Annotated in this window: 12 protein-coding genes; all 12 read left to right on the top strand. The window is 67.7% G+C overall.

Going from position 1 to position 13093, the window contains the following annotated elements; all coding sequences use genetic code 11:
- Positions 1 to 122 precede the first annotated feature (122 nt).
- The 12 genes from pyrR (at position 123) to metK (ending at position 13066) form a co-directional block, all read left to right on the top strand.
- Positions 123 to 707: a bifunctional pyr operon transcriptional regulator/uracil phosphoribosyltransferase PyrR gene (gene pyrR, locus ACFTSA_RS14265; protein ID WP_377952092.1), complete on the top strand. Its 585-nt coding sequence runs from the start codon at positions 123 to 125 to the stop codon at positions 705 to 707.
- Complete coding sequence (locus ACFTSA_RS14260; protein ID WP_377952090.1) at positions 704 to 1699, top strand: aspartate carbamoyltransferase catalytic subunit; 996 nt, start codon at positions 704 to 706, stop codon at positions 1697 to 1699. Before pyrR ends, ACFTSA_RS14260 begins: the two co-directional genes overlap by 4 nt.
- The gene (locus tag ACFTSA_RS14255; RefSeq protein WP_377952089.1) at positions 1699 to 3060 is read left to right on the top strand and encodes a dihydroorotase; all 1362 of its coding nucleotides are present in this window, start codon (positions 1699 to 1701) and stop codon (positions 3058 to 3060) included. Before ACFTSA_RS14260 ends, ACFTSA_RS14255 begins: the two co-directional genes overlap by 1 nt.
- Positions 3060 to 3578: a hypothetical protein gene (locus ACFTSA_RS14250; RefSeq protein WP_377952088.1), complete on the top strand. Its 519-nt coding sequence runs from the start codon at positions 3060 to 3062 to the stop codon at positions 3576 to 3578. The genes ACFTSA_RS14255 and ACFTSA_RS14250 overlap by 1 nt, the downstream gene beginning before the upstream one ends.
- Before the next feature lie 4 nt (positions 3579 to 3582).
- Entirely contained in the window at positions 3583 to 4917 is a 1335-nt protein-coding gene (carA, locus tag ACFTSA_RS14245) for a glutamine-hydrolyzing carbamoyl-phosphate synthase small subunit (RefSeq protein ID WP_377952086.1), read from the top strand.
- Positions 4917 to 8261, top strand: a complete 3345-nt coding sequence (carB, locus tag ACFTSA_RS14240; protein WP_377952085.1) for a carbamoyl-phosphate synthase large subunit — start codon at positions 4917 to 4919, stop codon at positions 8259 to 8261. The genes carA and carB overlap by 1 nt, the downstream gene beginning before the upstream one ends.
- Positions 8254 to 9123, top strand: a complete 870-nt coding sequence (gene pyrF, locus ACFTSA_RS14235; protein ID WP_377952084.1) for an orotidine-5'-phosphate decarboxylase — start codon at positions 8254 to 8256, stop codon at positions 9121 to 9123. Before carB ends, pyrF begins: the two co-directional genes overlap by 8 nt.
- 97 nt (positions 9124 to 9220) lie before the next feature.
- Positions 9221 to 9544: an integration host factor, actinobacterial type gene (gene mihF / locus ACFTSA_RS14230; RefSeq protein ID WP_377952220.1), complete on the top strand. Its 324-nt coding sequence runs from the start codon at positions 9221 to 9223 to the stop codon at positions 9542 to 9544.
- 43 nt (positions 9545 to 9587) lie between these two features.
- The gene (gene gmk / locus ACFTSA_RS14225) at positions 9588 to 10184 is read left to right on the top strand and encodes a guanylate kinase (protein WP_331572778.1); all 597 of its coding nucleotides are present in this window, start codon (positions 9588 to 9590) and stop codon (positions 10182 to 10184) included.
- Between the two features lie 15 nt (positions 10185 to 10199).
- Positions 10200 to 10460 (top strand): DNA-directed RNA polymerase subunit omega, encoded by a 261-nt coding sequence (rpoZ, locus tag ACFTSA_RS14220; protein ID WP_003800778.1) that lies wholly within the window; start codon positions 10200 to 10202, stop codon positions 10458 to 10460.
- 40 nt (positions 10461 to 10500) lie between these two features.
- Positions 10501 to 11754 carry a bifunctional phosphopantothenoylcysteine decarboxylase/phosphopantothenate--cysteine ligase CoaBC gene (gene coaBC / locus ACFTSA_RS14215; protein WP_377952082.1) on the top strand — a complete coding sequence of 418 codons (1254 nt, stop codon included), beginning with the start codon at positions 10501 to 10503 and terminating at the stop codon, positions 11752 to 11754.
- Between the two features lie 76 nt (positions 11755 to 11830).
- Entirely contained in the window at positions 11831 to 13066 is a 1236-nt protein-coding gene (gene metK, locus ACFTSA_RS14210; protein ID WP_377952080.1) for a methionine adenosyltransferase, read from the top strand.
- Positions 13067 to 13093 lie beyond the last annotated feature (27 nt).

Genomic DNA, 13093 nt, shown 5'->3' with positions numbered 1-13093 from the left:
GTGCGGTGTGACGGACAACGCCTTCTGCCGGGGCCGGAGGGAGACACCCGTGTGGTAATTTTGGAAGGCAAATGTTCCTTTTTTAATTCCGTCCCGTGAGGCGGGGAAAGGGGAGACGAGCGATGACTCATGTCACGCAGGCACCGGTTCCGGCCAGGGTTGTACTCAACCAGGCGGACATTGACCGTGCCCTCACTCGTATCGCCCATGAAATCCTCGAGGCCAACAAGGGCTCCCAGGATCTGGTGCTGCTCGGCATTCCCCGCCGCGGCTACCCGCTTGCAGTCCGGCTCGCCCAGAAAATCGCCGCCGCCGATCCCACCGTGGACGCCGCCGCGATCGTCGGCCAGCTGGACGTCACCATGTTCCGGGACGATCTTTCCCACCAGCCCACGAGGCCCCCGCACCGCACCCAGCTGCCGCTGACAGGCATCGACAACAAGGTTGTCGTGCTGATCGACGACGTACTGTACTCCGGCCGGACTATCCGGGCCGCCCTCGACGCTCTGGTGGACCTCGGCCGGCCGCGCATCGTGCGCCTCGCTGTCCTGATCGACCGCGGCCACCGTGAACTGCCCATCCGCGCCGACCATGTGGGCAAGAACCTGCCCACGTCCTCGGCCGAAAAGGTCCGGGTCCGGCTCGAGGAGACCGACGCCGTCGACGGCCAAGCGGTCAACGAAGTGGTAATTGAGGGCGGCGCATGAAACACCTGCTCTCCACCGAAAACCTCAGCCTGGCCAACGCCGTCCGCATCCTCGACACCGCCGAAGAGATGTCGACCGTGGGGGAGCGCGAGGTCAAGAAGCTGCCTGCCCTGCGCGGTCGGACCGTGGTGAACCTCTTCTTCGAGGATTCCACCAGGACCCGCATTTCCTTCGAAGCCGCAGCCAAGCGGCTCTCCGCGGACGTCATCAACTTCGCCGCCAAGGGATCCTCGGTCTCCAAGGGCGAGTCACTCAAGGACACCGCCCAGACGCTGTCCGCGATGGGGGCCGACGCCGTCGTGATCCGCCACTGGGCCTCTGGCGCCCCGCACCGGCTGGCCGCCACCGACTGGATCGACGCCGCCGTCATCAACGCCGGCGACGGCACCCACGAACACCCCACCCAGGCGCTGCTGGACGCGTTCACCATGCGCCGGCACTGGACCAAGCTCTCCGGACTGCCCTCCACGGGGGCGGACCTGCGCGGCATGCGCGTCGCCATCGCCGGCGACGTCCTGCACTCCCGCGTGGCGCGGTCCAATGTCTGGCTGCTGCGCACGCTTGGTGCCGACGTCACCCTGGTGGCGCCGCCCACCCTGCTGCCCATCGGCGTCGAACACTGGCCCTGCAGTATCAGCTACGACATGGACGAGACCCTGGAAAAGGGCGTCGACGCGGTCATGATGCTCCGCGTCCAGGGCGAACGGATGAACGCCTCGTTCTTTCCGTCCACCCGGGAGTACTCCCGCCGCTGGGGTTTTGACGACAACAGGCTCCGCGCCCTGGACAGCCTGGGCCTGAAGGACACCATCATCATGCACCCCGGACCGATGAACCGGGGCCTGGAAATTTCCGCAGCCGCCGCCGACTCGCCCCGTTCCACCGTGCTCGCGCAGGTGAAGAACGGCGTCTCGATCCGCATGGCCGCCCTGTACCTGCTGCTCTCCGGGGACACCCGTGAACCAGCCGCCACCCTGAAGGAGAGCAACTGATGGCTGAAGAAACCACGTACCTGATCCGGGGCGCAGCGATCCTGGGCGGCGACGCCGAGGACCTGCTAATCCGTGACGGCGTGATCACCGCCAGGGGAACCGACCTGTCGGCGACAGACGCAGTTGACGGCGCCACGGTGATCGACGCCGCTGGCCTCGTCGCCCTGCCGGGCATGGTGGACGTCCACACGCACCTCCGCGAACCGGGCCGGGAGGACGCCGAAACGGTGGAAACCGGCACCCGCGCGGCAGCCCTGGGCGGCTTCACCGCCGTGCACGCCATGGCCAACAGCACCCCGGTGGCGGACACCGCCGGCGTCGTCGAACAGGTTTACAGCCTCGGCAAGGCCGCCGGCTGGGTGGACGTCCGCCCAGTCGGCGCCGTCACCGTGGGCCTCGCCGGCGAGCAGCTCGCCGAGCTCGGCGCGATGGCAGACTCCCGCGCCCAGGTCCGCATGTTCTCCGACGACGGCATCTGCGTCCACGATCCCGTGCTGATGCGCCGTGCCCTTGAGTACGTCAAGGCGTTCGACGGCGTGGTGGCCCAGCACGCGCAGGAACCGCGCCTCACCGCCGGCGCCCAGATGAACGAAGGCCAAGTTTCCGCCGTCCTCGGCCTGACCGGGTGGCCGGCAGTGGCCGAGGAAAGCATCATCGCCCGCGACGTCCTGCTGGCCCAGCACGTTGGCTCCAGGCTGCACGTCTGCCACGTGTCCACCGCAGGCTCGGTCGAGATCATCCGCTGGGCCAAGAGCCGCGGCATCAACGTCACCGCCGAGGTGACCCCGCACCACCTGCTCCTCACCGATGATCTGGTCCGCAGCTACGACCCCGTCTACAAGGTCAACCCGCCGCTGCGCACCAACGACGACGTCCAGGCCCTGCGCGCCGCCCTCGCCGATGGCACCATCGACGTCGTCGGCACCGACCACGCCCCGCATCCGAGCGAGCACAAGGAGTGCGAGTGGGCGCAGGCGGCCATGGGCATGACTGGCCTGGAAACCGCCCTGTCCGTGGTCCAGCACGCCATGATCGAGACCGGCCTGATGACCTGGGCCGACTTCGCCCGGGTCACCTCCACCGCGCCCGCCGGCATCGGCCGCCTCGCCGACCAGGGCAGGCCGCTGGAAAAGGGCGAACCCGCCAACATCGTCCTGGTGGATCCGGCCGCGCGCTGGACCGTGGACCCTTCCGCGATGGCAACGATGGGACGTAACTCGCCGTTCAAGGGCATGGAGCTCCCGGGCAAGGTGGTGGCCACGTTCTTCAAGGGCCACCCCACTGTCCTGGACGGCAAGCTCAACACGCCGTACCGCTACCCGGCGGATGCGCCGGTTGCCGGCGCAGCAGGTGCCAACTGATGGAAAAAGTCCTTCCCGGACTTGCGATGCTGGCGGTTGTCGCCGTCGTTTTTGTCCTGATCTGGATCGGCTGGCGCGGCCGGCTGCGGCGGCAGTCCGGCATCGAGCAGCTGCCGGCCGTTCCGGACGTTCTGGGCGAGCCGCTGATTTCGGCGGACGGACAGTACGTGGCCTCCACCACCGCGGGTGACTGGCTGGACAGGATCGCCGTGCACGGCCTCGGCATCCGCACCAACGCGGAGCTCTCCATCCATCCGGAAGGCGTGCTCCTGGACCGCTCCGGCGCGGGGCCGCTGTTCATCCCGGCGGCCTCGCTGGCCGGCGTCCGGCAGGACAGCGGGATGGCCGGTAAATTCGTGGAAAAGGACGGGCTGCTGATCCTCAGCTGGACCCTCGGAACCCACGCCCTGGACACCGGCTTCCGCACCCGCCGCGCCGCGGACAAGCCGGCAGTCCTCCAACAACTTCAGGAAATGATCTCCCCAGGCCCCCAGGCAGGTGCCCATAGTGGAAAGTAATAAAGTGACGGAAACCGAAGTGACAGTAAACGCAGGAACTGCGCCGCAGGCCGCAGCATCCGCCCCCGCCGTCCTGGTGCTCGAAGACGGCCGCATCTTCCGCGGCCGCAGCTACGGCGCGCAGGGCACCGCCCTGGGGGAAGCGGTCTTCGCCACCGGCATGACCGGCTACCAGGAGACCATTACCGACCCGTCCTACGCACGCCAGTTGGTGGTGCAGACGGCACCGCACATCGGCAACACCGGTGTGAACAGCGAGGACGCCGAATCCCGCCGCATCTGGGTGGCCGGCTACATCGTCCGCGACGCCGCCCGCCGCCCGTCCAACTGGCGGTCTGAGCGATCTCTCGACTCCGAGCTCGTCGAGCAGGGCATCGTCGGCATTCAGGGTGTGGACACCAGGGCCATCACCCGCCACCTGCGCGAGCACAAGACCATGCGCGCCGGCATCTTCTCCGGCGAGGCAGCACAGGCCACGGACAAGGAACTCGTAGACGCCGTGCTCGCCAGCGAGCCGATGGAAGGCGCCCGGCTGGCCGAGGAAGTCAGCATCGACGAAGCCTACGTCGTGGAGCCCAAGGACCACGGCTGGGATGGCGACCCGCGCTTCAGCATCGCCGCAATCGACCTCGGCATCAAGGCCATGACGCCGGTCCGGTTCGCCGAGCGCGGCGTCCGTGTGCATGTGCTGCCCGCCACCGCCACCATCGACGACGTCAAGGCCGTCAGCCCCGACGGATTCTTCATGTCCAACGGCCCCGGTGACCCCGCCACCGCCGACAACCAGGTCAAGCTGCTCCGCACCGTCCTGGACGAGAAGCTGCCCTACTTCGGCATCTGCTTCGGCAACCAGATCCTGGGCCGCGCCCTCGGCTTCGGCACCTACAAGCTGCGCTACGGCCACCGCGGCATCAACCAGCCCGTCATGGACCGCCGCACGGGCAAGGTGGAAATCACCTCGCAGAACCACGGCTTCGCCGTCGACGCCCCGCTGGACGGCCCCACCAGCGCGCCGGAAGAGCGCTACGGCCGGGTCGAGGTCAGCCACGTCAGCCTGAACGACGAGGTCGTGGAAGGCCTGGCCTGCCTGGACATCCCGGCGTTCTCGGTCCAGTACCACCCCGAAGCCGCCGCAGGCCCGCACGATGCGGCATACCTCTTCGACCGTTTCATCGAGCTGATGGAAGGTGCCCGGGACGGCCGCACGGCCAACCTCTCCAAGGAACCCGTGGACGCCCAGCACCCCGCCGATGCCCAGCCGAATCCTGCCCAGCCGAATCCCGCCCAGCCAAGCGCCGATCCGAACACGACAGACAACAAGACTGAGGACAAGAAGTAATGCCCAAGAGAACTGACCTTAAGAGCGTCCTGGTCATCGGTTCCGGCCCGATCGTCATCGGCCAGGCCGCTGAATTCGACTACTCGGGCACGCAGGCCCTTCGCGTCCTCAAGGAGGAAGGCCTGCGCGTTATCCTCGTCAACTCCAACCCGGCCACCATCATGACCGACCCGGAGTTTGCCGACGCCACCTACATCGAGCCCATCACCCCTGAGGTGGTGGAGAAGATCATCGCCAAGGAACGTCCGGACGCCGTGCTGCCCACCCTCGGCGGCCAGACCGCACTGAACACCGCCATTGCGCTGGACAAAAACGGTGTGCTGGAGAAGTACAACGTGGAACTGATCGGCGCGAACATCGCCGCGATCGAACTCGGCGAGGACCGCGAAAAGTTCAAGGGCGTCGTGGAGCGCTGCGGCGCCGAATCCGCCCGCAGCCACATCATCCACACCATGGACGAGGCCCTGAAGGCAGCCGACGACCTCGGCTACCCCATGGTGGTCCGCCCGTCGTTCACCATGGGCGGCCTCGGTTCCGGCCTGGCCTACAACGAACAGGACCTCCGCCGCATCGTCGGCCAGGGCCTGCAGTACAGCCCCACCAGCGAGGTACTGCTCGAAGAGAGCATCCTCGGCTGGAAGGAATACGAGCTCGAGATGATGCGGGACAAGAACGACAACGTGGTTGTCGTCTGCTCCATCGAGAACTTCGATCCCGTGGGCGTGCACACCGGCGACTCCATCACCGTTGCCCCGGCACTGACCCTCACCGACCGTGAATACCAGCGGCTGCGCGACATCTCCATCGCGGTTATCCGCGAGGTCGGCGTGGACACCGGCGGCTGCAACATCCAGTTCGCCATCGACCCGGCCACCGGCCGCGTCGTGGTCATCGAAATGAACCCGCGCGTGTCCCGCTCCTCGGCCCTGGCATCCAAGGCCACCGGCTTCGCCATCGCCAAGATCGCCACCAAGCTCTCGCTCGGCTACACCCTGGACGAGATCCCGAACGACATCACGCAGAAGACCCCCGCCTCCTTCGAGCCCACGCTCGACTACGTGGTGGTCAAGGTCCCGCGGTTCGCGTTCGAGAAGTTCCCCGCCGCGGACAACACCCTCACCACCACCATGAAGTCGGTGGGCGAGGCCATGGCCATGGGCCGCAACTTCACCGAAGCCCTGCAGAAGGCGCTGCGCTCCCTCGAGCAGAAGGGCTCGCAGCTGGACTTCAGCTCCGTCCCCGAATGGGAGGTGCCGGAACTCATCGAGAAGGCCAAGCGCCCGACGACGGACCGCCTGCACCAGGTGCAGCGCGCCCTGCTCGGTGGAGCCAGCGTGGAGGAACTCCACGAAGCCACCAAGATCGACCCCTGGTTCCTGGACCAGCTCCAGCTGCTCAACGAGATCTCGCAGGAGATCCGCCGCTCCGGCGCCCTCACGGAGGACATGCTCCGCAACGCCAAGCGCCATGGCTTCTCCGACGAACAGATCGGCTCGCTCACCCACAACCCCGAGGCCGTCGTCCGCGGCGTCCGCCAGGCCCTGGGCATCCGCCCCGTCTACAAGACCGTGGACACCTGCGCCGCCGAGTTCGCCGCCTACACGCCGTACCACTACTCGGCCTATGACGAGGAGGACGAGGTTGCGCTGCACTCCAAGCCGTCCATCCTCATCCTCGGCTCCGGGCCCAACCGCATCGGCCAGGGCATCGAGTTCGACTACTCCTGCGTCCACGCCTCCATGGCGCTGCGCAAGGCCGGCTACGAGACCGTCATGGTCAACTGCAACCCGGAAACCGTCTCCACCGACTACGACATCTCCACCCGGCTGTACTTCGAGCCGCTGACCCTCGAGGACGTCCTCGAGGTCATCGCGGCCGAGGAACGCACCGGCGGCGTGATGGGCGTCTTCGTCCAGCTCGGCGGCCAGACCCCGCTGAAGCTGGCCCAGCAGCTGGCCGACGCCGGCGTGCCCATCCTCGGCACCTCGCCCGAGGCGATCGACCTCGCCGAGCACCGCGGCGCCTTCGCCCGCGTGCTGGACGAAGCCGGACTGGTGTCCCCGAAGAACGGCACCGCCGTGTCCTTCGAGGACGCCAAGAAGATCGCCGACGAGATCGGTTACCCGGTCCTGGTCCGCCCGTCCTACGTCCTGGGCGGCCGCGGCATGGAGATCGTCTACGACGAGCCGAACCTGTCCCGCTACATCGCCAACGCCACCGAGATCACCGCCGAGCACCCGGTGCTGATCGACCGGTTCCTCGAGGACGCCGTCGAGATCGACGTCGATGCCCTCTTCGACGGCACGGACATGTACCTCGGCGGCATCATGGAACACATCGAGGAGGCCGGCGTCCACTCCGGCGACTCCGCGTGCGTCCTGCCGCCGATCACCCTGGGCAACAACGTGCTGGAACGCGTCCGCACCGCAACCCGCGCCATCGCCGAAGGCGTGGGCGTCCGCGGACTCATCAACATCCAGTTCGCGCTGGCCTCCGACGTCCTGTACGTCCTGGAAGCCAACCCCCGCGCTTCCCGGACCGTGCCGTTCGTGTCCAAGGCCACCGGCGTGCAGATGGCCAAGGCCGCAGCGCTGATCGGCACCGGCGTGACCATCGGCCAGCTCCGAAGCGCCTACAAGATGCTCCCGGAAACCGGCGACGGCTCCACGCTGCCCCTGGACGCTCCGGTCGCCGTCAAGGAAGCCGTCCTGCCGTTCAGCCGCTTCCGCACGCCGGAAGGCAAGGTCGTGGACTCGCTGCTCGGGCCGGAAATGCGCTCCACCGGCGAGGTCATGGGCATCGACAAGCACTTCGACACCGCCTTCGCCAAGAGCCAGGCCGGCGCCAACAACGCCCTGCCCACCGAAGGCAAGGTCTTCGTGTCCGTCGCCAACCGCGACAAGCGTTCGGTGATCATGGGCGTCAAGCGCCTCTCCGACCTCGGCTTCGAGATCGTCTCCACCGGCGGCACGGCCGACGTCCTGCGCCGCAACGGCATCCAGGCCACCCCCGTGCGCAAGGTGGCCGAGGGCAGCAGCGCCGAAGGTGAAGGCACCATTGCCGACCTCGTGATTGCGGGCGAAATCGACATGGTGTTCAACACCCCGTCCGGCGGCGAGGCCCGCAGCGACGGCTACGAACTCCGTGCCGCCGCCACGTCCATCGGCATCCCCTGCATCACCACCGTGGCCGAGTTCAACGCCGCCGTCCAGGCCATCGAGGCCCTGCGCACCTACGCCTGGTCCGTGACCAGCCTGCAGGAGCACGCAGCAGCGCTCCTTGCCTCTCAGGAGGCCGCCCTGCAGAAGGCCGCCGCACAGAGCCCGGCAGAGCAGAATGCCTGAGTCAGGGAACGCTGCGGCAGGCGCCGGCCGGGAGCCGTTCGGCTCCCGGCTGGGCCGGGCCATGGCAGACCGCGGTCCGCTGTGCGTCGGGATTGATCCCCACCCCGCCCTCCTGGCCAGCTGGGGCCTGAACGACGACGCCGCCGGGCTGAGGCGCTTTTCGCTCACTGCCCTGGAGGCCGTGTCTTCGCTCGCTGCCGCGGTCAAGCCGCAGGTGGCGCTCTACGAACGGCACGGGTCGGCCGGCATGGCAGTCCTCGAAGAGGTTCTCGCCACTGCGCGGGACGAGGGCGTGCTGACCATCGCCGACGCCAAGCGCGGGGACATCGGCTCCACCATGGCCGCGTACGCCGACGCCTGGCTCAGTGACGGCTCTGCCCTCGCCGCGGATTCCGTGACGCTGAGCCCGTACCTCGGTTTCGAGTCCCTCCGGCCCGCCCTGGATCTCGCCGCCGAGTACGGCCGCGGCGTGTTTGTCCTGGCGCTGACCTCCAACCCGGAAGGCGCCTCGGTGCAGCACGTGGGCGGAAGCGATTCCGTGGCACGCCGGATCGTCCAGGCCGCCGCGGGGGAGAACGAACGGTACTCCGGGGCGCTCGGCTCGGTTGGCCTGGTGGTGGGAGCCACCGTGGGGACGGCATTGGCGGACCTGCAGCTTGACCTCGGGGCCGTCCGCGGGCCGATCCTTGCCCCTGGCCTGGGCGCGCAGGGGGCAACTCCCGCAGATCTGCGGAGGACCTTCGGCGCCGCCTATCCCCAGGTTCTGGGAACGTCCAGCCGGGACATCCTCAAGGCCGGCCCCGGCATCCGGGAGCTGACCGAGGCGGCCCAGCGCACCCTGGCGGGGCTCCGGTCCGAATAGTCCATTGATTTCTCCGGGCGGCAGGGAGTAGGTTCAGGACAAATCCGTGGCTGCTCCAACGCCGCCGGCCGCGGATCCGTTGGCTGACCCCAGGGGAATGACCGTGAGCTTGCGACCCTTGTCACCGCAGGAACGTTCCGACGCACTCAGGAAGGCCGCGGCGGCAAGGGCTGCCAGGGCCTCGGCCAAGGAACGGCTTAAATCCGGAGAGCTGAGCGTGGCCCAGATCCTGGACTCCGGCGGCACCGAGGAAGCCATAGCGCGGATGCGCGTTTCGGAGCTCCTCGAGGCTCTGCCGGGGATCGGGAAGGTCCGGGCCGCGGCCATCATGGACAGCCTGGGCATCGCCGCGTCCCGCAGGGTCCGGGGCCTGGGCATCCACCAGCGCCGGGCGCTGGTAGATTTTATGAACGAGAAATAGCTTCATCCGAACAGAGTCATCTGTAGACCGCCCAAAGGAATACGTGAGCAACAAACCCGGACTGACAGTCCTCGCTGGTCCTACGGCTGTTGGCAAAGGCACCGTGTCCACCTATATCCGCGACACCTACCCCGAGGTCTGGCTGTCCGTTTCGGCCACCACCCGGGCCCCGCGGCCCGGCGAGATCGACGGCGTGCACTACTACTTCAAGTCCAAGGAGGAGTTCGAGTCGCTCGTCGCGGCCGGCGAATTCCTCGAATGGGCAGTGGTGCACGGGCAGAACACCTACGGAACCCTGAAGAGCACCGTCAACCAGGCCATCGCCGAGGGCCGGTCCGTGTTGCTGGAGATCGACCTGCAGGGCGCCCGGCAGGTGAAGAAGGCCGTTCCGGATGCCCAGTTCGTATTCCTGGCACCGCCCAGCTGGGAAGAACTGGTGCGCCGGCTGGTGGGCCGGGGCACGGAATCGGCCGAGGAACAGCAGCGCCGGCTGGAAACCGGTAAAGTAGAACTTGCTGCTGAACCGGAGTTCGACCACACCGTCATCAATGACGACGTCCGCCGGGCAGCGGACGAGCTTGTTTCACTCATGGGGCTCACGCCGCATCCGCGCCAGTCGCAGACGCCGTCGGCCCGCTAGAAATTTGGAGAATTCGTGTCCACGAACCTTGAAGGCATCATCAACCCGCCGATCGATTCGCTGCTCGAAGCAGCCGATTCCAAGTACGGACTGGTGATCTTCGGTGCCAAGCGTGCACGCCAGATCAACGCCTACTACGCACAGCTGCACGAGGGCTTGTTCGAATACGTCGGCCCCCTGGTTGACACCAAGCTGAACGAGAAGTCGCTGTCCATCGCTCTGCGCGAGATCAACGAGGGCAAGCTGGTTTCCACGCCGATCGAAGCTGCAGAGTAACCTCCGCAGAGTAAACAGACTGCCTGCTGACGGAGTTCACGTGCGCATAGTCCTCGGAGTCGGGGGAGGGATCGCCGCCTACAAGGTGGCATCGCTCCTCCGGCTTTTTACTGAAGCCGGCCATGACGTCACGGTCATCCCCACGGAAGCTGCCACCCGCTTTGTCGGCGTGGCCACCTGGGAGGCCCTGTCCGGAAACCCGGTGACCAACAGCGTCTTCGACGACGTCGACCAGGTGAAGCACGTCCGTCTGGGCCACGAGGCAGACCTGATCGTGGTGGCACCCGCCACGGCCGACCTCCTGGCGCGTGCCGCCAGCGGCCAGGCCAGCGACCTGCTCACCAACACGCTCCTGATGGCCAGCGGACCCGTGCTGTTCGCCCCGGCCATGCACACTGAGATGTGGCAGCATGCGGCCACCCAGGCCAACGTCGAAACTCTGCGCAGCCGCGGTGTCACGGTCCTGGAACCCGCCAGCGGGCGGCTGACCGGCAGTGATTCAGGCCCCGGCCGGCTGCCCGAGCCCGAGGCCATTTTCGACGCCGCCCTGGCCCTTGCCCAGGGGCTCCGTTCGGATGCTGCGCTCCGGTCCGACGCCGGGCTGCCGCTGGCCGGCCGCACCGTGACCATCAGCGCAGGCGGCACCCGGGAGCCCCTGGACCCAGTCCGTTTCCTGGGCAACCGCTCCTCCGGCAAGCAGGGGGTGGCGCTGGCCGCCGCCGCCCGCGACGCCGGCGCCACCGTACGGCTCGTGGCCGCCCACATGGAGGTGCCCGCCCCGGCGGGCGTCGAACTCATCGCCGTCGAAACGGCCCTGCAGCTCCGCGAAGTCATGGTGGCTGCGGCAGCCGGCTCCGACGTCGTGATTATGGCGGCGGCAGTTGCGGATTTCCGCCCGGCGGAGGTGTCCGGAAGCAAGATCAAGAAACGGGACGACACGGCTGACCCCGTGATCACGCTGGTCCGCAACCCCGACATCCTGCAGGAGCTGGTCGCGGTGCGCGACGCCGCCGGCAGCAGCCAGATTGTGGTGGGCTTCGCCGCCGAGACCGGCGACGAGCAGGGCGATGTGCTCTCCTACGCCGAGGCGAAGCTCAAGCGCAAGGGCTGCGACCTGCTGGTGGTGAACCACGTGGGCGCGGACAAGGTATTCGGCCAGGACCACAACTCCGTGGTCATCCTCTCGCGGGCCGGCACCGAACCCCAGTCGGCCTCCGGCTCCAAGCAGGACGTCGCCGCCATTGTCATTGACCGGATCGGATCCGAACTGAGCCGGGTCTTTCCGCGAACCTGACGGGCGTTAGCAACGTCTCCTTAGCATGGGGACACACGCTGCCGCCCCGCCGTTTGCCAACCAGTAAGGTAGTTGAGTGACTTTACCGCTGCACATTCCAGAATCCCACGGGTCAGCACCCGCCGCGCTTCGGCTCTTCACCTCGGAGTCGGTGACTGAAGGGCACCCGGACAAGATCTGTGACCAGATCAGTGATGCGATCCTGGACGCCCTGCTGGACAAGGACCCCGAGTCCCGCGTCGCCGTCGAGACCATGGCCACCACCGGCCTGGTCCACGTGGCCGGCGAAGTGACCACCGACGCCTACGTCGAAATCCCGCAGATCGTCCGCGAAACGATCCTGGGCATCGGCTATGACTCGTCCGCCAACGGCTTCGACGGCGCACGCTGCGGCGTTTCCGTGTCCATCGGGCAGCAGTCCAACGACATCGCCGGCGGCGTCTTCAACTCCCTCGAAGCGCGCGAAGGCCGCCAGGAGGACGACTACGACCTCCAGGGCGCCGGCGACCAGGGACTCATGTTCGGCTACGCCAGCGACGAGACCCCCTCCTATATGCCCACGCCGATCTGGATCGCGCACCGCCTGTCGGAGCGGCTCACCGAGGTCCGCAAGAGCGGCGAACTCTCCTACCTCCGCCCGGACGGCAAGACCCAGGCCACCATCGGGTACGACGGCGACCGGCCCGTTTCGGTTGAGACCATCGTGATCTCCAGCCAGCACGCCGACGGCTTCAGCCTCGACCAGCTGCGCGCCGACCTCGCGACGCACGTCATCGACCCCGTCCTCGCTCTCGCTGACCTGGACATTTCGCGCACCACCAACATCCTGAACCCGGCCGGTGCGTTCGTGATCGGCGGCCCGGTGGGCGACGCCGGACTCACCGGCCGCAAGATTATCGTGGACACCTACGGCGGCATGGCCCGCCACGGCGGCGGCGCCTTCTCGGGCAAGGACCCGTCCAAGGTGGACCGCTCCGCGGCATACGCCATGCGGTGGGTTGCCAAGAACGTGGTGGCCGCAGGGCTGGCGAAGCGCGCCGAGATCCAGATCGCCTACGCGATCGGCCAGGCCCGCCCGGTGGGGACCTATGTCGAGACGTTCGGGACCGAGACCGTGGACCCGGCAAAGATCAGTGCCGCGATTGCGGAGATCTTCGATCTGCGCCCCCGCGCCATCATCGACGCCCTGGACCTCAAGCGTCCCATCTACGCCAAGACGGCGGCCCACGGCCACTTCGGCCGCGACGATCCGGACTTCACCTGGGAGCGCCTGGACCGCGTGGACGACCTGAAGGCATACTTCAACGCCTGAGCCCTCCCGTCCGCGTCCGCCGGCACC

Source organism: Arthrobacter sp. NPDC057013, assembly GCF_042674585.1.
GTDB lineage: Bacteria > Actinomycetota > Actinomycetes > Actinomycetales > Micrococcaceae > Arthrobacter.
Note: the sequence above shows the minus strand (reverse complement) of the source record. Positions and strands in the feature narration are given on the sequence as shown.

Coding starts and splice junctions, on each gene's coding strand:
- mihF (WP_377952220.1), top strand. CDS start 9,221: ATGACCGTGAGCTTGCGACCCTTGTCACCGCAGGAACGTTCCGACGCA.
- pyrF (WP_377952084.1), top strand. CDS start 8,254: ATGCCTGAGTCAGGGAACGCTGCGGCAGGCGCCGGCCGGGAGCCGTTC.
- ACFTSA_RS14255 (WP_377952089.1), top strand. CDS start 1,699: ATGGCTGAAGAAACCACGTACCTGATCCGGGGCGCAGCGATCCTGGGC.
- carB (WP_377952085.1), top strand. CDS start 4,917: ATGCCCAAGAGAACTGACCTTAAGAGCGTCCTGGTCATCGGTTCCGGC.
- pyrR (WP_377952092.1), top strand. CDS start 123: ATGACTCATGTCACGCAGGCACCGGTTCCGGCCAGGGTTGTACTCAAC.
- ACFTSA_RS14250 (WP_377952088.1), top strand. CDS start 3,060: ATGGAAAAAGTCCTTCCCGGACTTGCGATGCTGGCGGTTGTCGCCGTC.
- ACFTSA_RS14260 (WP_377952090.1), top strand. CDS start 704: ATGAAACACCTGCTCTCCACCGAAAACCTCAGCCTGGCCAACGCCGTC.